General features: G+C 41.5%; 13 protein-coding genes. 7 read left to right on the top strand and 6 right to left on the bottom strand.

Features of this window, described 5'->3' with window-relative positions:
- Positions 1–35 precede the first annotated feature (35 nt).
- The 7 genes from AACZ88_RS21995 (at position 36) to AACZ88_RS21965 (ending at position 6572) form a co-directional block, all read left to right on the top strand.
- Entirely contained in the window at positions 36–1082 is a 1047-nt protein-coding gene (locus AACZ88_RS21995; protein ID WP_339715311.1) for a cytochrome c peroxidase, read from the top strand.
- Positions 1042–2061, top strand: a complete 1020-nt coding sequence (locus tag AACZ88_RS21990; RefSeq protein WP_339715308.1) for a transporter — start codon at positions 1042–1044, stop codon at positions 2059–2061. Before AACZ88_RS21995 ends, AACZ88_RS21990 begins: the two co-directional genes overlap by 41 nt.
- A 285-nt stretch (positions 2062–2346) precedes the next feature.
- Complete coding sequence (locus tag AACZ88_RS21985; protein WP_339715305.1) at positions 2347–2901, top strand: hypothetical protein; 555 nt, start codon at positions 2347–2349, stop codon at positions 2899–2901.
- Between the two features lie 47 nt (positions 2902–2948).
- Positions 2949–4721, top strand: a complete 1773-nt coding sequence (locus tag AACZ88_RS21980) for a tetratricopeptide repeat protein (RefSeq protein ID WP_339715302.1) — start codon at positions 2949–2951, stop codon at positions 4719–4721.
- A 24-nt stretch (positions 4722–4745) separates the two neighbouring features.
- Positions 4746–5516 carry a LytTR family transcriptional regulator DNA-binding domain-containing protein gene (locus AACZ88_RS21975; RefSeq protein ID WP_339715299.1) on the top strand — a complete coding sequence of 257 codons (771 nt, stop codon included), beginning with the start codon at positions 4746–4748 and terminating at the stop codon, positions 5514–5516.
- Positions 5517–5742: 226 nt separating this feature from the next.
- Positions 5743–5979, top strand: a complete 237-nt coding sequence (locus AACZ88_RS21970; RefSeq protein WP_339715296.1) for a hypothetical protein — start codon at positions 5743–5745, stop codon at positions 5977–5979.
- Between the two features lie 65 nt (positions 5980–6044).
- Positions 6045–6572, top strand: coding sequence for a hypothetical protein (locus AACZ88_RS21965; protein ID WP_339715293.1), 528 nt, complete (start codon positions 6045–6047; stop codon positions 6570–6572).
- Between the two features lie 320 nt (positions 6573–6892).
- On the opposite strand, the gene AACZ88_RS21960 is transcribed toward AACZ88_RS21965, so the two are convergent.
- The 6 genes from AACZ88_RS21960 to AACZ88_RS21935 form a co-directional block, all read right to left on the bottom strand.
- Positions 6893–9103: a molybdopterin cofactor-binding domain-containing protein gene (locus AACZ88_RS21960; RefSeq protein ID WP_339715290.1), complete on the bottom strand. Its 2211-nt coding sequence runs from the start codon at positions 9101–9103 to the stop codon at positions 6893–6895.
- Between the two features lie 6 nt (positions 9104–9109).
- Entirely contained in the window at positions 9110–9574 is a 465-nt protein-coding gene (locus tag AACZ88_RS21955) for a (2Fe-2S)-binding protein (RefSeq protein WP_339715287.1), read from the bottom strand.
- A gap of 394 nt (positions 9575–9968) precedes the next feature.
- On the bottom strand, positions 9969–11426 hold the full coding sequence (locus tag AACZ88_RS21950; protein ID WP_339715285.1) for a DUF1501 domain-containing protein: 1458 nt from the start codon (positions 11424–11426) through the stop codon (positions 9969–9971).
- Positions 11427–11429: 3 nt separating this feature from the next.
- The gene (locus AACZ88_RS21945; RefSeq protein WP_339715282.1) at positions 11430–14195 is read right to left on the bottom strand and encodes a DUF1553 domain-containing protein; all 2766 of its coding nucleotides are present in this window, start codon (positions 14193–14195) and stop codon (positions 11430–11432) included.
- 24 nt (positions 14196–14219) lie between these two features.
- The gene (locus AACZ88_RS21940) at positions 14220–15698 is read right to left on the bottom strand and encodes a DUF1501 domain-containing protein (RefSeq protein ID WP_339715280.1); all 1479 of its coding nucleotides are present in this window, start codon (positions 15696–15698) and stop codon (positions 14220–14222) included.
- Between the two features lie 8 nt (positions 15699–15706).
- Entirely contained in the window at positions 15707–18544 is a 2838-nt protein-coding gene (locus tag AACZ88_RS21935) for a DUF1549 domain-containing protein (protein ID WP_339715278.1), read from the bottom strand.
- Between the last annotated feature and the right edge of the window lie 25 nt (positions 18545–18569).

Here is an 18569-nt window from a genome sequence, read left to right as displayed (position 1 = left end):
CAGATAGTTACCGGCTGCCATTAACTATTTCAAATATGAAAAAAATTGGTGTCTTGTTAGGGTTTGTTTTTACGCTATTTGCTTCGTGTTCTTCTCCTGATGAAGTATATGTAGCACCAAATAGCCTGTTGGAGTTTGATGTTCCATCAAATTTTCCCCGAGCTAAATATGACCTTAGCACCAACCCACCGACCCAATTGGGTTTTGAGCTGGGAAAAAAGCTCTTTTATGATGGCCGTCTTTCCGCCAATGGATTTATTTCTTGCGGGTTCTGCCATGAGCAAAAATTTGCCTTTACCCACCACGGCCACCAATTTAGCCATGGAATAGATGACTTGGAAGGAATCAGAAATACACCGGCCATTCAAAATGCCGCCTTTATGCAAGAATTTACTTGGGACGGTGCCACCGCACATTTAGACCTCTTTCCCATAATTCCCATAACCAACGAAGTGGAGATGGGAGAAACGGTGAGCAATGTGCTGGCCAAACTGCAGGCAGATACCGAATACCCCGAACTCTTTGCCAATGCTTTTGAGGAAGGTGAGATTAACAACGAATATTTTTTGAAGGCTCTTTCCCAATTTATGATTATGATGGTTTCTGCCAATTCAAAATATGATAAATATATAAGACAAGAACCTGGTGGAAAACTAAGCACTTTAGAAGCAGAAGGACTTGCGATTTTTCAAGAAAAATGTGCAGCCTGTCATAGCAGCGACCTCTTTACAGATGGTACATTTAGAAATAATGGCTTGACACCGAATCCTCAAATAAATGATATTGGCCGTGCTGAAGTGAGCGGAGCACTATCGGACAACTACAAGTTTAAGGTACCGAGCCTTCGCAACGTTGCACTTACCGAACCCTATATGCATGATGGGAGATTTGGCAGCTTAATGGCGGTACTCGATTTTTATGAACAAGGTGTTTCCGATTCTCCTACACTTGACCCTCTTTTAAACAAAAATGGACAATTGGGCATTGCCTTGACAAATTACGAAAAAACCGCTTTGGTCGCTTTTTTAAACACACTAACGGATGAAACCTATATTAATGATGAACGTTTTGCAGAATATTAGAATTTTATACCTTTTACTGATTTTTAACCCAGCCATTTTCACCTATGGAAATGATATCTCCGTTGATGTCGACTCACCCAACCATTGTCTCGCCCATTTTCACTTTTTAGAAGATGACTTTGATTTTTGTGACACCTGTGGTTGCGGAAGTAGTGGAGGTAGTATGGGATACGGCACGGCCCTTAATAAAAATTTCATGGGCCTTCGATACATTGGTCAAGCGTATCGATCAAGAGATGGTATTTTTAATAATTCTCCATGGATCAATGAGAATTTCAATACCATACAGGCCTGGGGAAATTTTCCCGTAACAAAAAGAGCCATTGTCAATGTAATAGCTCCCTATCAATTTCACAACAGAGTGTTCCCCGACCAAACGGAACAAAAAATTAGTGGCCTGGGAGATATTAGTATGCTCGCGTTCTACAACCTGATCAAGGCTACCCCAGACAGTATAATATCTATCAAACCCGAGCATTACTTACAACTCGGGGGAGGTTTAAAACTGCCAACAGGAAAATATGACAAAGCCAATAACACCGGTAGTGTCAATCCGAGTTTTCAGTTAGGAAACGGAAGTTGGGATTATATTTTAGCAATGAACTACGGATTTTCACACCGTAATTGGGGCATCAGCACCATGTTCAATTATACAATCAAAACTAAAAATCCAAAAGATTATCAATTCGGCAACCAATTCAATTACGGAATCAACACATTTAAAACGTACTATGTTTCTGATTTGGCCTTTACTCCCATTATTGGCCTTGCCGGTGAGAATTATGCCGCCAATAGGGAATTTGATATGAAAGTGGCCAATACCAAAGGCTCTATTTTTCTCGGGAAATTGAGTCTTGAAACGGCATATCAAAACTATTCGCTAGGTCTTGTAGGTATGGTACCTATTGATCAAAACTTAAATAATGGAAAGGTGGAGCTAATGCATAGGGTCTCGGTATATTTGAACATCAACCTTTAAAACCTCTTGCCCAATTGATAAAACCGTTCTTTTTTATTCACCGAAGACGAAGTCATTTGAGGATTTTCTAGCGTATTTTCAATCTATAAAACGCACCATCTTCCACTTCCTAAATCGGCAACGAAATTTATATAGTTCAGAATATTTACCCAATGATGTAAGCAAAGTTTAAATTCTTTACTTATATTCAAACGTTTTTTGTGTATAGGAAATCTTACTTTCTAGACATTCTTGACCTCCCCCGTGTCCTATTTCAATTTATCAACCATATAATAACCAGACCAAATGCGTATTGAAATTGAATTAAAAACGAACAAAAAAGACCCTTCGATCACCTATTTTCCGATAATGCTAAAGGGCCTAGAGGAAGCCATGAACGATACTTACCTCGATTTGGGCACCCCTTACCGGCCTATTGCCATCGATAATTTTGTGAATATTGAAAAAAATGAATTTCCTGAAATTACAGAGGAAACTACCATTTCCATAAGTTTGATAGCGGATGGCAACGATTCTTCCGGTGGTTTAAAAAGCCCAGAACTCGTATGCTGTAAAGCAAAAAATGTGGGCAAAGATTTTGTAAAACATGATGGCAACCTACAAGAGTATTGGAACAACATTTTTAAGTATAAAAAGAAATGGGTACAAAATACGCCAGATGGCACTTTATATATTTCACCCAAAAAAAAGAAGTGCGTGATAAAGACCAAAGAAGCCCTTAAAAAAAATTACATCTCTTATAGCATTATGTTTTCTATGGTATTTGAAAACAGTGAAGGGGCGAAACGCAAATACTACTTTAATTTAGACCCCTTGGTCAAGATAAGTTCGGGCAGGTAGGTTCAATCAAGGGACAGTTTGTTTTAATGCCAATTAATCTTGGACCCATGAAGAGGATCGTCGCATTTGTCTTTCTGTTTGCTTTTATGAATTCCTGGTCTCAGAGCGCCAAAACCGCCGACAGTCTGGGCAAAGTTCTAAGGCAAAGGAATCTACCGAAAGAAGAAAGATTAATGCTTTTAATCGATAGGGCATATCATCATCAAAATATTGATACCAGTTTGTTTTTGGCAAAACGGGCATTGCAAATTGCTACGGAATTGAACAAGCCCGTACAACAGGCAAGGGCCTGGGAAGAAATAGGCCATGTCGAACGCAGACTTGGCAACAACGATGTTTCGCTCCAAGCTTCCCTGAATGCCTTACGCATTTACGAATCTTTACAGTTACCGGAACGACAAGCAGCTTCCTATGCCCAATTGGGTAGCAATTCAATAAGCGACAACGATTATATCTCGGCCATTGCCTATTTAAAAAAGGCAAAACTTATTTATCAAAATTCCGATAATACCTTAAATCAAGTTCTAACGACACTCAATCTAGGAGAGGCCTATCGCCTAGTGGGCTATATGGACAGTGCAGCTACCTGCTTTAAGGAAACCCTAAAGCGTAACGAACAACTGCAAAACGATATTGTTCAAGGGTATTCTTCAGGTAATCTAGGCATGGTATATTCTGTTCAAAGCGAATTTGCCACTGCAAAAGAACTGTTGACCGAAGCAATTTCCATATTGCGCAATTTGGGCGATGATTATTCCACTTCAGTATACTTGGCAGCTTTGGGAGAAATATACCAAAAAGAAAAAAAATGGGATTTAGCTGAAGAAAAACTACGGGAAGCACTAGATATGGCAACAACTGCCGGATTAAAGGAACAAATAAGGGATTTTAGTGCCCAACTGGCCTCACTTTACGAAATACAAGGAAGATTCTCCGATGCGCTGTACTATCAAAAAAAATATCAAATCTATCAAGATAGCTTGGTCAACAAAGCTTCTATCAAAAAAATAGAACAACTAAAATCGAGTTATGAGATCGATAAGCGCGAAACGGAAATAAGCGCACTGAATAGAATCAATTCCTATCAAAAAAACACATTAATTTCATTAGTGGCGGGCATCTGCTTATTTATCTACCTGTCTTATCTACTCTTCAAGGGCAATAAGACAATCAAAAAAGCCAATATCGACCTGTCGGACCAAAAACTGATTATCGCCAATAGGGAGCGTGAAAAAGCCCTTTTGCTTAAAGAACTCAACCATCGCGTAAAGAATAACTTGCAAATGATAGCAAGTCTGTTAAATCTTCAAAGTCGCGAACTCACCGGGCATCCGGCACAAGAGGCAATTATAGCAGGTAAAAATAGGGTTGAAGCCCTATCTTTGGTACACAGCAAACTGTACCAGGAAGGGGTGGAGACCAGAATTTACCTAAAAGAGTATATCGAAGAATTGGTCTTAGGTCTTTTCCATGGTTACAATATCGGTTTCGAGCCCGACTTTGACATAGCACACATCAGTATATCAGTCGATAAGGCTGTGCCCCTTGCATTGATTATCAATGAAATTGTAATCAACTCCCTAAAATATGCATACGATGGAATTAAAAATCCAAACTTAAAAGTAAAGGTCGATGAAACAAACACTGATCTAAAAATAGAAATTAGCGACAATGGCATCGGCTTTTCTAAACAGGAAGGGGAAAAAAACAATTCGTTCGGCATTAAATTAATTACCTCTTTAATACAGCAATTAGACGGTAGTATCGAAAGAACCAACCGTAATGGAACCCTATGGACCATGAAATTGAAGCCGGTTTAAAAATCAATTCAAATAACTGAATCAATGACAAATCAAGCGTCAAAAGTAAAATTACTCATTGTGGAAGACGAGATTCTTTTGGCCAATGATATTGCCAATAGACTCAGTGACAACAACTATACCATTGTCGGAATAGCCGATACGGCCATCAAGGCCTTAGATTTCTTATCAAAAAACCAAGATATCGACATGGTATTGATCGATATCATCTTAAAGGGTGACCGCGACGGAATCGAATTAGCCCGTATCATCAACGATACTTATAATATTCCATTTCTTTTTCTTACTTCCCATGCCGATAGTTACCTTATAGAAAGGGCCAAAAGTGTAAGGCCATATGCCTATTTGCTCAAACCATTTAATGACCGTCAGGTTAGCATAGCCATAGAGCTGGCCCTGAAAAACTTTGCCATCAAAATGCCCGAAAAGCAAATATTAGGGCAAAAAACCTTCTTACCTACGGAAAATCAAGTATTGCAGATTAAAGACAGTTTGTTCTTAAAAAAGAGCCAACATTTTGAACGCGTGCCTATTGAAGAAATTCTTTTTCTAGAAGCTGATAGTAATTATTGTACCGTATACACTAGAACGGACCGTTTTATGTATTCTGTCGGACTCAATAAAATTGAGGCTCAACTCCCTCCCGATCGCTTTTTAAGAATTCACAGAAGCTATGTCGTCAACATCAATTTAGTAGATGGTTTTGAAGGCAATATGCTATTTATAGGCGAAAATAAACTTCCCGTTAGCAAATCGCACAAAGAAAACGTCTTTAGACTTTTTCGTACTATCTGATTTTTCTTTTGGTTAAACTATTATTTCAAGGTTTACTTGGTATAAAATACCTCTTTTAATTCTTACAAAATTGCACATCGACTAGTTGTCGTTAATGCTTACACACATATTTAGGCCATTTACTAAGATAATTGGGCCATTCACTCATCCATTTTTCATTTCAGTTCTTTCTTTCACAACTTAGAGGTATTCAAAATATATAGTACTAATCTCTAATCTACCAATTATGGAAAAACACAAGTTTAACCCAGTTATGAAAATCATTGAAGAGGATGCAGAACTGCAAAAGCTATTCAACAAAATGGAAAACGATATGCTAATGCTCTTAAAAGCAACTTTCAACAACACCTTCAGAACCAACAATTATAATACAAAAGCGCTCCCGGTAATCGAATTACAATTTCAAAGACATTTTGAAAAGACAAAATTACGTTGCCAATTGGCATACGCCGAATTTCATTGAAGATGTGAAGTATCCCCATAGAGAATTCAAATTCCACTAAATAAAAACCATAAAAAAATTTCATCATGAGAACAACAACAGCCTGCCTTTTGGCAATCGGAACATTTTACTTTGGTACTGCCCAACCCGTAGATCGTATGAAAACGATACACATAGAACCGGTAGAGGTAACTGCTAAAAACATGGAATACCTTAAAAACATTCAAGACCCAAATACCCCAAGACCGGTAAAGGCATTGGAATATAGGGTCGCAAAATACAATCTGCATCAAGATAGTAGGTTTACAAAAGATCTTGATTTATATGAAGTTGTGTTTGTAGATGGCACTAACGGAAACGGTTATATACGAGCTCAGTTTGATAAAGCAGGAAAAGTTCTTGCCTCAAATGAAAAATTTGATGCGATTACACCTCCCTTCGAGGTAAGAAACGCCATTTTCAAAGAACACCCTGGATGGGACCTTTATTCAAGCTCTTATGAGGTTTCCTATGGCTATGGAAAAGAACCCAAAAAACTCTATAAAGTAAAATTGCGAAAAGATCGGTCAAAAAAGAACCTTAAATTGGATGCACAAGGTAATTATTTGAAATAGCTTACCGTATCATCCCGCAACAAAACCGTCAGGCTCAAAAACCGGCGGTTTATTTTTTGAACACAAACCCTTAAAAATCAATATTTACACGTCATTTAATCTCCATTTTTACACCTACTTTTTTTCATAACATCATATATTACTCCTTTCACAACAAAAATAGGCTAGCTCACAACATATAATTGTAGTTCGTTGCATGTCTCCGTAAGTTTACAATGTAATAAAACAAGAAATAAAAATTTTCATTTTCATATAGTGTTCTCGTAAAAGAGCCCTGTCTAACTAGACAAGGCTCTTTTTAGTTTCAAGCATCTCGTTCTTTAATGGATTGAAATTTTGGCCTGTTTGATCAATTCTTTGCTCACCGGCAACTCTCTAATACGAACGCCGACGGCATCAAAAATCGCATTTACGATGGCAGCTGTAGCAGGTGCTTGTGCTGCTTCTCCGGCACCCATTGGTGGTTGGTCAATCCTATCGATTACCTCGACTTCCACTTCAGGAACATCGGGAAACCGAAATATAGGATAGGAATTCCAATCAAGACTGGTGACATGAAGGGCATCAAAACGGACTTCCTCTTTGAGTGCCCAACTGGCCGACTGGATCATTCCCCCCTCCATTTGATTTTTTAGTCCGTCTGGATTGATCGTTTCCCCAGCATCGACAACAGCCCACATTTTTTTGACCTGAACGTTTCCTGTTATCTCATTCACATGTACATGAGCCGCCATGGCACAATAAGCCGCATTGTTTTTATAACGGGAGAATGCATGGCCCAAACCTTCGCCATCTTTCAGGGAAATACCTATTAGCTTTTGCTCCAACTTTCGCATACAGACAACGGATCTTTCATCGGTCGAATGTCGAATACGGAATTCAATGGGGTCCGAGTTCGACATGCGCGCCAGCTCATCCATAAACGATTCGATGGCAAAGACGTTTGTATAAGTGCCTAGGCCCCGCAACGAAGATGCCCGTAATGGCCCTTGAAAGATATGCGTCTCGACTTTAAGGTCGGGAATGTCATAATATGGAATTGCGTTTCGTACGGCACCGCCACGATAACCAATTCCAGGATGACCATAACCTTCCTCTAAAAACTGGGCGGGAAGCAGCGTGTTAGGGTTACCGTTCGGTCGATTGCTATGCCCGTCGGACCAAATGTCACAGTTCCAGCCCTCGATTTTTCCCCTTTCATCAAGACCTGCTTGCAATTCTACGATCATAGCCGTTCCGTAGGGTTCCCATCCATTTTCGTCTTCACGAGTCCATTGAAGGCGAACGTGTTTCCCAGGATATTCCAATGCTATTAGTGCTGCTTCGGTTGCAGCGTCGTTCGCCCCGTTTTGACCGAAACAACCCGATCCGGGAACCGCCTTTAAATGAACGGTCTCTTCAGCCATCTTAAGTAGTTTTGCCAGAGTTCTTCTTAAAGGATAAACACCCTGGCTGTGGGTCCACACGTACAGTTCCCCTTCCTTAAAAAGCGCCACGGCACATGAGGGGCCATTGGCAGCATGCATCAGATAGGGCTTAAAGAAAGATGCACTAAGTCGGTTTTTGGACTGTTTTAAGGAAGTCTCCGAATCTCCTTTTTTTTCATGTATTTCCACATCAGCGGGCAACATTTTCAGGTATTCCTTTAAATTTATATTATCAGGCAAACTTTCTGGGGCATTCCATTTCGCAAGTCGCTTGGCTTTTTCCATGAGTTGAATGGCCTGATACTCATCTTTTGCCAATACCCCAAGAAAACTCCCTTTACGTATCAGTTTTAAAAGATTCGGTGATTTTCTGAATTCTGCCTCATTAAAAGAAGTCAACCTTGCCGTATAACTTGGTGGGCGAACTACCCGAGCATGTACCATATTCGGAAAACGGAGGTCTTGTACAAATACTTCTTGCCCCCTGACCATTGCATCAATATCTTTTCTGGGGATAGGTTGACCAACATATTTCCGAATGGTTTTCCCCTTATATTCCGTTACCGACGCTATCGTTTCTTCAATTTGTTTGCCCTCAAAAAGGGCATATAGCGCTATTTCTTGTTTCGGCCCTATGACCTGGCCATCTCTCAGTTGTAGTTTTGAAATGCCTATTCCCCATTTTTCGGAGGCCATTTTCAGAATAATCTCGCGTGCCGCAGCAGCAGCCTTTCGAACTGACATAGCGCTTGACACAATAGAACTGCTTCCTGCGGTAAAACCTTCGTTTGGGGTCACACCGGTTTCCGCTATGTTTACCTCGATCAAATCTAAATCAGTATTCAGTTCTTCCGCAGCCATTTGGGCGATAGCTATTCGGATTCCCTGCCCCAATTCAATTTTCCCGCTTAAGACCCTTATCTTTCCATTTTCCAATATTTGTAACCAGGCATTGATCTGATTCTTTTCCGGAAGCCCTTTCAATAAATCTATTTTATCCGACGCTAGAAAGCCCCCATTTGCCAGGCCAACGGTTCCGACCATTGAAAAACCAACGCTTATATATCCCAGTTGTTTGATAAAATCACGTCTTGTAGCTGTCATATCTCCTTATTTTGATGCGGCTTTTTTAACTGCCTTTAGCACTCTTGAATGAATTCCGCAGCGACAAATATTCAGCGCCAATTTCTTTTTTATTTCGTCATCGGTCGGTGTATTGTTCTTTTCGAGCAGGGCTACAGAGGCCACAACCATACCATTTAAGCAGTAGCCGCATTGGGCAGCTTGTTCCTCGATAAAAGCTTGCTGAACCTTATGTAAATTACCGTTTTCATCGATCATTCCTTCCAAAGTGCGAATCTTTGACTTTGTAATGGCACTGATGGGCAGCCTACAGGAAGCAACGGATTCGCCGTCTTTCAGAACCATACAAGCGCCGCATTGTTGCAGACCACAACCAAATTTGGGTCCGTTTAATTGAAGTTGATTACGTAACACGTATAGCAATGGGGTATCGGCAGCAACTTCGACTTCATGTTCCTGTCCATTTACATGTAGTTTTATGGATTTCATCATGGAAATGTTTTACGATAAACTGGTTTACTGTATGAAACTACAAAAAAACGTTTCCACCACCTATTAAAATTTTATGGCGTAAAGTAATACGATAATGGAATTATAGTTGGTCTTAAAACCTGTACATCAACTGTTCATCAAAAAAGTAGTCTTTCACAACAAAATTGAAGACACTCACATCATTAAATTGTCGTCTTGGTGACCACGCATTAAGTTTGTCATGTAATTAATACGAAGTAAATTTTTTCATTTTCATATAGTGTTCTCGTAAAAGAGCTTTGTCTAACTGGATAAGGCTCTTTTTAGTTTATGAAAATTTCAATCTTCATGTTCTGTTCCGGTTTTATCGGAAAAGGTTAATATGTCTGCTACCAACGTATGGCTTCCTTTTGGTTTATGCCAAAATATCCTTGATTACATTCCCGTGAACGTCTGTCAGTCGAAAATCACGTCCCTGAAATCGATAAGTCAAGCGCTCATGGTCTAACCCCAACTGATTTAAAATGGTCGCTTGAATATCGTGCACATGTACTTTTCCACTTATAGCGGAATAGCCGATTTCATCAGTTTCCCCATGGGTATGCCCTCTTTTGATTCCACCTCCCGTCATCCACATCGTAAAAGCCTCATTATGGTGGTCACGGCCGAGAAAATTTTTACCGGTACGTGCTTCCATCATGGGAGTACGGCCAAATTCACCACCCCAAACGACCAAAGTATCTTCTAACATTCCTCGCTGCTTAAGGTCCATTAAAAGTGCCGATATGGGTTTATCTATCTGTTTGCATTTTCGTTTTAAACCATCACCTACACCTCCCCCGGGACCCGCCCCGTGCATATCCCATCCGTCATCATATAATTGCACAAAGCGCACCCCATTTTCTACCAATCGGCGCGCCAAGAGACAATTGTTCGCAAAAGAATTTTTACCTGGGGTAACACCGTACATTTCTTGTATGTAATCAGGTTCACTGTCGATATTCATTACTTTCGGAACAGAAGTCTGCATTTTGAAGGCCATTTCATATTGTGAAATTCGGGTCAAAATCTCAGGATCTTGTGCTTCTTGGTATTCCAGCTCATTAATTTTATTGATAATATCTACGGATTTTTTCCGCATCTTACTATCAACTCCTTTAGGATTTTTAAGGTTTTGTACCGGAGTTCCCGTAGATTGGCACTGAACCCCCTGATGTACCGTGGGCAAGAAGCCACTTCCCCAGAGCCGTTTCCCTCCTGTCGGACCCCCAGCAGAAAGCAAAACCACAAAACCCGGTAAATTTTCGTTGGGCGACCCAAGTCCGTACGTGACCCACCCCCCTAAACTAGGGCGCCCTGTTCGTGGTGATCCGGTCTGCATTAAAAACTGGGCAGGGGCATGATTGAATTCATCGGTGTGTACCGATTTAAGGAATGTGACCTCATCGGCGACCTCTGAGAATCTAGGTAAATAATCAGATACCCAAGTACGCGATTCACCATACTGTTTGAAATTACTCTGTGGGCCCAACATTTGAGGTACGCCCCTAATAAATGCGAAACGTTTACCTTCGAGTAGAGACGGCGGGCAAGATTGCCCATTCATCTTTTGAAGTTCTGGTTTATAATCAAAAAGCTCTAATTGTGAAGGTGCCCCCGCCATATGTAAATAAATCACATGCTTCGCCTTGGGAACGAAATGTGGCATTCCAGCCCCTCCTCCCGAAGGCAATAAACTCTTGGCAAAAAGGTCTGCCCCCCCCATCACCGACCCTAAGGTTACCGCCCCCATTCCCGTAACACATTTCTTTAAAAAATGCCTTCGGGTATTGTATTCACTTTGCCTAAAATGCGCTTCATTTAAAATATCCATAGGTCACCCTTTTACAATAAATTCATCTAAATTCAACAAGGTATTGGCAACGATTGCCAGGGCTGCCAGATTATTCTTTTCATCACCAAATTTTTCCGATGCGGCTTCCGGGAAGTTCCCTTCCGCTTTTTCTTCCTTAAAATGCGATAGGGCATCTTGATAAAGTTCCTTTAACAGCAAAAGTTTTTTATCACTTATCGTTCGTCCCATTACTTTATTATAACCGAACATTAATTGTTTTTCCGGGTCTATATCGGCTTGTAGCATCTGTTTGGCCAATGCGTTGGACGCTTCGAAAAACGTTTCGTCGTTCAATAGATTTAAAGCTTGCAATGGTGTATTGGTACGAATTCGGCGCGAAGTGCAAACCGATCGGTCTGGACTATCAAAGGTAAGCATTTCATTGGGTGGCGTTACCCGTTTCCACAAAGTGTATAGTGATCGCCGGTATTTGGCAGAATCTCCCTTGACGGCCCAATCGGGAACGCCAGTCCACCCACCATCAACACTACTATTATTTACACTTGGCCCTCCAATCAAAGGATTCAACAACCCACTAACAGTCAAAACTTGGTCCCGTATTTGCTCAGCCGACAAGCGTGTTCGGAAACCTCGTGAAAGCCATTGATTGCGCGCGTCTTTTTCGATTTTTTCAACATTGGCGTCAGACGATTGCCGATAGGTTGCCGAAAGCACCAATTCACGAAGAAAGGGCTTTACATGCCAATCGTGGGTCGTTTCAAACCGAACCGCCATCCAATCCAATAGTTCCGGGTGGGTGGGTTTTTCGCCCTGGGTACCAAATTCCTCCATCGATTCGACCAATCCGAAACCGAAAAGCTGTTCCCAAAACCGATTGACCGCTACCCGCGCAGCCAGCGGGTTTTTATCACTCATCATCCATTTTGCAAATGCCAAACGGTCTTTTGGTTCTTCCGCTTCAGGAATGTCATATATATTGGGAATGCTACGTGTAACTTCATTCCCCAAACTCAGCCAACTACCACGATCGAACAGATAGGTCTTTCGCGCTTCGGCCTCTGGTAATTCTTCTATTATAGGAGTCGATGTAGTCGGGATTTCGGCAAGCTTCTTTAACTTTTGTTTGAAGGCAGGGTTATAGGAGTCCATTCGAGGTTCATCTTCGTAAAACCTCATCTTATCTAAATAAAAGAGGTGGCCATCATACCGTTCTCCTTTAAAGAATCTTAAATAAATGTCATGTGTTCCTCCTACGGCATCGATTGCCGCCTTAAACTCACGGGTGTTATTTCTCTTATCATCGCCTTTCTTTAACTCTTTGGTCTTAGTGATCTTGACCCCTCCTATCTTTTTCCCTTTTAACGAATCAAGATGGATTGAAATGTCACCCGCATATCCAATAGTAGCCGATGCAAAAAAACCAATTTCCGTAATGTTTTCAAGATCAATTTTATCGTATTTGACCCAAGAACTGTCTTGTACCTGCCACAGCATACTCAAACTTTCATCCAATTCAATAAAAGGGCTTGATTCATAGTATGATTCCGCCTCATGTACTCGATAACCCAGCCGGGTCAAAACAGCTTCTTTTTCCCTATGTAGATAGGAAGCTTTCGGTGCCGTATCTTCTGGCAAAAGCTCGTCATCAATATAAGCAAGAAGCGATTCAACTTCTTTTTTGTTCTGATCGGAATAGGTAAAAAGTTTGGGTTCTTCAAAATAGGAATCATTATCCCGAGCATTATTGAAAAATGCCATGGACTGGTAGAACTCTTCATGGCGAAAAGGATCATAAGGATGACTATGGCATTGTACACATGACATCGTGGTTCCTTGCCAAACTTCGTAGGTCGTCGCTACCCTTTCGACTACAGCGGCCACCCGAAACTCTTCGTTATCGGTACCTCCTTCATCATTTGCCAAGGTGTTTCTATGGAAAGCCGTAGCAATCAATTGTTGTTCGGTGGGGTTTGGCAAAAGATCACCGGCCAATTGTTCGATCGAAAACTGATCAAACGGCATATCTTCATTAAAGGCGTTGATTACATAATCTCTGAATTTCCATATTTCACGATTGGAATCCTTTTCGTACCCTTTAGAATCGGCATATCGGGCCAAATCCATCCACATGGTAGCCCACCGTTCACCGAAATGCGGGGAAGCCAATAATTTATCTACCTCTTTTTCATAAGCATCCGTAGCACTGTTGCCCATAAAATTCTCAACGTCTTCATGGGTCGGAGGCATACCGATAAGGTCAAGGTACAATCTTCTTAACAATGTTGCTTTGTCGGCCTCGGGCGAGGGAGATAATTCCTTTTTCCGCATTTTAGCATAAACAAATTGGTCTATCTTGTTTTTTGCCCAAGACAGGCTATCTATCATTGGAGGTTCGATGTCTCTTTTTGGCGGAATATAGGCCCAGTGTTTTTCCCATTTTGCCCCTTGATCAATCCATTCGACAAGCACATCGATTTCTTTTTGTGTAAGTGGAGGCGCATCAAAAGGCATACGCAACTCTGGATCTTCGTGAACGATACGCTTATATAATTCACTCTTCGAATGATTACCACGAACAATGGCGGATGCTCCCGATTGGGTCGGGCCAAATGCATCTTCTTCAAAAAGCAAGCTAAATTCACCGCTAGCCTTGACACCACCATGACATCTAAGGCATTTATTGTTCAAAATAGGCCTGACATCGCGGTTAAAACTTATTTCATTGTCTTTTGAATTTTGGCAAGACCAGAAAAAAGCGACCAATAATAGGTAAATGTATTTACTCATTAAATGTTTTAGTTTCGTGTAGCACTATGAGGTCAGTTCCTCTTTATCTTGATTTTTAGTGTTCTTCATGGGTTTTCCGAACAAATCCAAAATAGGTTTACCATGCCCGTCTGGAGTAGTATAAAATGGTCTTCCCTCGATGGTATAATGTGTTTCAGGATGCATTCCCAACGCATGGTAAATCGATTGATGTACTTGATCGATCACAACGGGATTTTCTATTGAGGAGCAAGGTCTTTCATCTGCTGTTTTACCATATACCAACCCTTTTTCAACACCTCCACCCCACATCAGTATCGAACTGCCATCGGTAAAGTGCCGATGCATTCCGTAAAATTTCTCATCTTCTATAACATCGGGCTGAGGTACTTGATCCTGGACCTGTTCGCCAGGTCGCCCCTCCATAATAGCATCACGACTGAACTCACTTGCCAATATAATCAATGTTCGGTCTAAATGGCCGCTCTCTTCTAAATCTTTTACCAATTGCGCTATGGGCCGATCAATAAGTTCTTTCATCTTTACAAGTCGGGTATGTCCGTTCTCATGGGTATCCCAACCCAAAAACGGCTCATATTCCGTTGAAACACTAATAAACCTTCCACCGTTCATAGCCAACCTCTTGGCCAAAAGGCACCCCAAACCAAACCGCCCTGTGTTATAGGTGTCATAGACTTCTTTCGGTTCCTCTGACAAATCAAAGACCTTTGCCTCTGGTGAATTCAACAAACGATATGATTGTTCCATAGAACGCATTAGCGATTCCTTTTGATAATCGCTACCACTTTCCATGACCTTACTTTTATTGGCCAATTCTTTATACAATTTGTAACGGGCCTCGAATCTTTTGATAGACATTCCTTGCGGGGGGCGCACACTTTCAAGTCCGCCCGATGGGTCAGGAATCAAAAACGGTCCGTATTCACTACCTAAGAACCCTGCTGAGTGAAATGCTTTCAACTCTTCCGCCTCGCCCACAGTAAATCGTTGTCCCATGGCGATAAATGGGGGTATCACCGGATTGGCCGGCCCTAGTTCTTTCGCAATCCACGCTCCGATATGGGGCGCCTGAACCGATTGGGGGGGCTCGTAACAGGTATGCCAATGGTATTGGTGCCTTGTATGTAAGATATGTCCCAAATCTGCCGATTTGTACGAACGGATAATGGCGCCTTTATCCATTACACCTCCTATCGATTCTAAGCCTTTCGAAAAATCTAGCCCATCGACAGCGGTAGGCACTTTAGGAAAGGTACTTAGCACCCTTTTGCTTTCTACACCCTTCTCATATGGAACATATGCTTTGGGGTCAAAAGTTTCGGTGTGGGCCATGCCTCCGGCCATCCACAATAAAATAACGGTATCGGCCGTCGAGGGGATTTTTGGAACCGTATTCGTGCATGAACTTAGAAAGCTTGCCAACGGAATAGTGGTCGCCGAAGCTGCCAAACTTGCCGCTGTCATTTTCTTTATAAAATCTCTACGTGTGTTTTGTTCATCCATCGCCATCACTAGTTTATAAATTGGAATTCTGGTAAAATCAATGTAGACCAGAATATATCTTGTAATGCTTCCTGTTGTGGTTGATTGCCCAAAACGGCCAGCATTATCTCCTTCTCTTCACCGGTGGGTTGTCGACCCAACGATTTTTGATAGAGTTCATCAACAATTTTTTCACTGTTGTTACCATATCTTTTTAACCACTGCCCGGCCCCTTCTTCCAAGACCTTATTAAAAAACTCGCCATTGGTCAGTTCCAATGCCTGTAAAAGAGTGGCTTGGTCATCTCTGGAAGTTGCAACGTTCTCCCTACTTGGCCGGCCCAATGCTTTCATGAACGGGTGCTGTTTGACTAAACTGGCACGGGCAAACTCACCATCATGTTCTTCAAATGAAAAATCGATAAGTTCACCCCAATTGGCAGTTCCGAAATTACGTACTTCCGCCCATTCACTATCATCAAAGGCCACATTTGTCCATGACTTATTGGGTTCTTCTGCCGTACTCTTCCAACTTTTATCAGAGTTAATAATCACATCACTACTATCGGCATACGTTATCTTCATGGAAAACAATATCCCGGCCGGATTGGCAATAGTGCCTTCATTGATGCCTTCTATCGCTATCGTATTCTTTCCTTTTAACAATAGAGAAGTAACATCAGACCGATACACCTTTGTCCAATCAGAACCTTCGGACGCCTTTTTATCGTTGATGTAAAGTGTATGTGAATGATCAACCGAAACCAATACTTTTGCATTTCTTATTTCTTTATTGGGAAGCACAATCGTTTTTCGAAAATATCGCTTCCCTGGTTCGGGCAATACATCACGGTCAAACTTTATTTCACGGTGCCATATTCTTGAAGAAGGTAATTCACCTCCTTTAGGGTTAAAAGCAACGGCCGCATACATCGGTTTGATTACCTGACTTACGGCATCTGAAAATTGCTCGGCACTCATCCGTCGAAGAACAGGCCCTGTAAAAACATAATCGGACTTGATATCTTCAAGTTTTTCGTAGTGCGCAGTAGGCAACTGATATGCTTTTGATGTCATAATTCGTTTCATCAAATGTTTCAGATTATAACCCGATGCTATAAAATCGGAAGCCAACCAATCCAACAAATCAGTGTCCCATGGGGTATTGTCCATTTCATCGGCCGGCTCAACGATGCCTCGACCCATTAACCGTTTCCAGAAACGATTGGTAATGGTTCGATATAATCTACCATTTTCAGGTTTGATTATTACTTCAGAAAGCTTTTCCAACCGTTCTTTGACGCTCTCGGCCTCCACATCTCCCAGTTCGGGATATAAAAAATTCACCTTTGCCATTTTACCCAATGGTTTATCGCAACGGTTCAGCTCCAATACAGAATCAGCAAAAATGGAAGCAAAACCATATGTTTCCCCTAATGTAAGATTACTCACAAAGCTATTGTGACACGAGGCACATTTTACATTTACCCCGAGCAGCGATTGTCCGATATTCTGGGCCGCTTGCATCTCGGTACGCTGACTGGCATTGACAACACCTCGCCACTGGATGCCTTTGATAAAACCTTCTGAAACATCGGTGGGATCGACCAATTCTTTGACCATTTGGTCGTAGGGTTTATTTTCTTCCAAAGAAGTATACAACCAATCGGTAATCTGTTTTCTTCCCCCTGTAATAAATCCGGTACCACTGTAATCATTGCGCAAAAGGTCGTTCCAAAAGCTCAACCAGTTCTGGGTATAGTTGTGGGTGTCAGCCAAAAGTGTATCTATGAGCACACTTCTTTTCTCAGGATTTGAATCGTTGGCAAATTCAGAAATGGCCTCTGGTTCGGGAAGCAGGCCGATTACATCCATATAGACCCTTCTGATAAAAGTTCTATCATCAATGGTTTCAGACCAATCAACACTATTTTTTTCAAAATAGGAACCAATCAATTGATCTACGGGATGGCTTTGCCCGTCAACTTTTGGCAATTCAGGTTTTACAAGGGCCAAGGGTGCTTCAGGAAATACCTTAAGTGCTTTATCGGACCAATGTGCCCCGTTTTGAATCCACAGTTTGATAAGTGCTATTTCATTGTCCTTTAGCACCTTTCCCTTTTTGGGCATTACCTCATCATCGTTTGGGGAGAGTGTAACCCTTCTATACAGTTCGCTTTCCGAAGGTTTTCCGGGAACAATAGCCAGACCGGATTCACCGCCCTTAAAGACACCCTCTTTATGCTCCAATACCAATTCTCCTTTTTGCTTGTTTTCACCATGGCATTGATAACAATTGTGTGCAAAAATAGCCCTTACCTCCAAGTTAAGCTTATCTTGCTGAATTTCGGATAACGAATCTGATTGTTTTAATTCAGCAAGCAGGGCTACGGACTTACTATTATCATAAGCATCTGTATTACCAGGCAATACACTGGTCAGGTAGTCTTCACCATGGGTTAGGTTCGCCCCTAAATGGCCTGCTATAGCCAGCAATACAACTGTAACTATAAGCCCGGAACGATAGATACGGTAATCACTCAATCTTCCATTAATCGTATTTCGTAACAATAATGCTGTGACAACACTGAATACGGCCGTGGCAATACCTACATTTTGATGATTGGCCACTAAATCACCACTATAATCGTCATGGGTACGAAGCAACCAACCCAACAATGCGGCAAGCACGCCAGATGCGGCACCCACATAGACCATCCAATGAATGCCTTCACGCAGTGCCGGTCGCTTTCCTCCAATAGTAAGCAGCTCGAAGAACAAGGCAACCACCAACAGCCCTATGGGAAAATGTACCACAAGGGGATGAAAACGCCCTAAAAGCTGAAATATCCAATTAAAATCATCCATGTGCCGAAATATTTGACTTAAACAT

The organism is uncultured Kriegella sp. (genome assembly GCF_963975415.1).
Lineage (GTDB): Bacteria > Bacteroidota > Bacteroidia > Flavobacteriales > Flavobacteriaceae > Kriegella.
The sequence above is the reverse complement of the archived record's forward strand: the minus strand, read 5'-3'. Positions and strand labels throughout refer to the sequence as shown.

What these genes read in the sequence shown, in the direction of transcription:
- AACZ88_RS21995 (WP_339715311.1), top strand. Translation starts at nt 36, where the DNA reads ATGAAAAAAATTGGTGTCTTGTTAGGGTTTGTTTTTACGCTATTTGCT.
- AACZ88_RS21990 (WP_339715308.1), top strand. Translation starts at nt 1,042, where the DNA reads ATGAAACCTATATTAATGATGAACGTTTTGCAGAATATTAGAATTTTA.
- AACZ88_RS21985 (WP_339715305.1), top strand. Translation starts at nt 2,347, where the DNA reads ATGCGTATTGAAATTGAATTAAAAACGAACAAAAAAGACCCTTCGATC.
- AACZ88_RS21980 (WP_339715302.1), top strand. Translation starts at nt 2,949, where the DNA reads ATGAAGAGGATCGTCGCATTTGTCTTTCTGTTTGCTTTTATGAATTCC.
- AACZ88_RS21975 (WP_339715299.1), top strand. Translation starts at nt 4,746, where the DNA reads ATGACAAATCAAGCGTCAAAAGTAAAATTACTCATTGTGGAAGACGAG.
- AACZ88_RS21970 (WP_339715296.1), top strand. Translation starts at nt 5,743, where the DNA reads ATGGAAAAACACAAGTTTAACCCAGTTATGAAAATCATTGAAGAGGAT.
- AACZ88_RS21965 (WP_339715293.1), top strand. Translation starts at nt 6,045, where the DNA reads ATGAGAACAACAACAGCCTGCCTTTTGGCAATCGGAACATTTTACTTT.
- AACZ88_RS21960 (WP_339715290.1), bottom strand. Translation starts at nt 9,103, where the DNA reads ATGACAGCTACAAGACGTGATTTTATCAAACAACTGGGATATATAAGC.
- AACZ88_RS21955 (WP_339715287.1), bottom strand. Translation starts at nt 9,574, where the DNA reads ATGATGAAATCCATAAAACTACATGTAAATGGACAGGAACATGAAGTC.
- AACZ88_RS21950 (WP_339715285.1), bottom strand. Translation starts at nt 11,426, where the DNA reads ATGGATATTTTAAATGAAGCGCATTTTAGGCAAAGTGAATACAATACC.
- AACZ88_RS21945 (WP_339715282.1), bottom strand. Translation starts at nt 14,195, where the DNA reads ATGAGTAAATACATTTACCTATTATTGGTCGCTTTTTTCTGGTCTTGC.
- AACZ88_RS21940 (WP_339715280.1), bottom strand. Translation starts at nt 15,698, where the DNA reads ATGGATGAACAAAACACACGTAGAGATTTTATAAAGAAAATGACAGCG.
- AACZ88_RS21935 (WP_339715278.1), bottom strand. Translation starts at nt 18,544, where the DNA reads ATGGATGATTTTAATTGGATATTTCAGCTTTTAGGGCGTTTTCATCCC.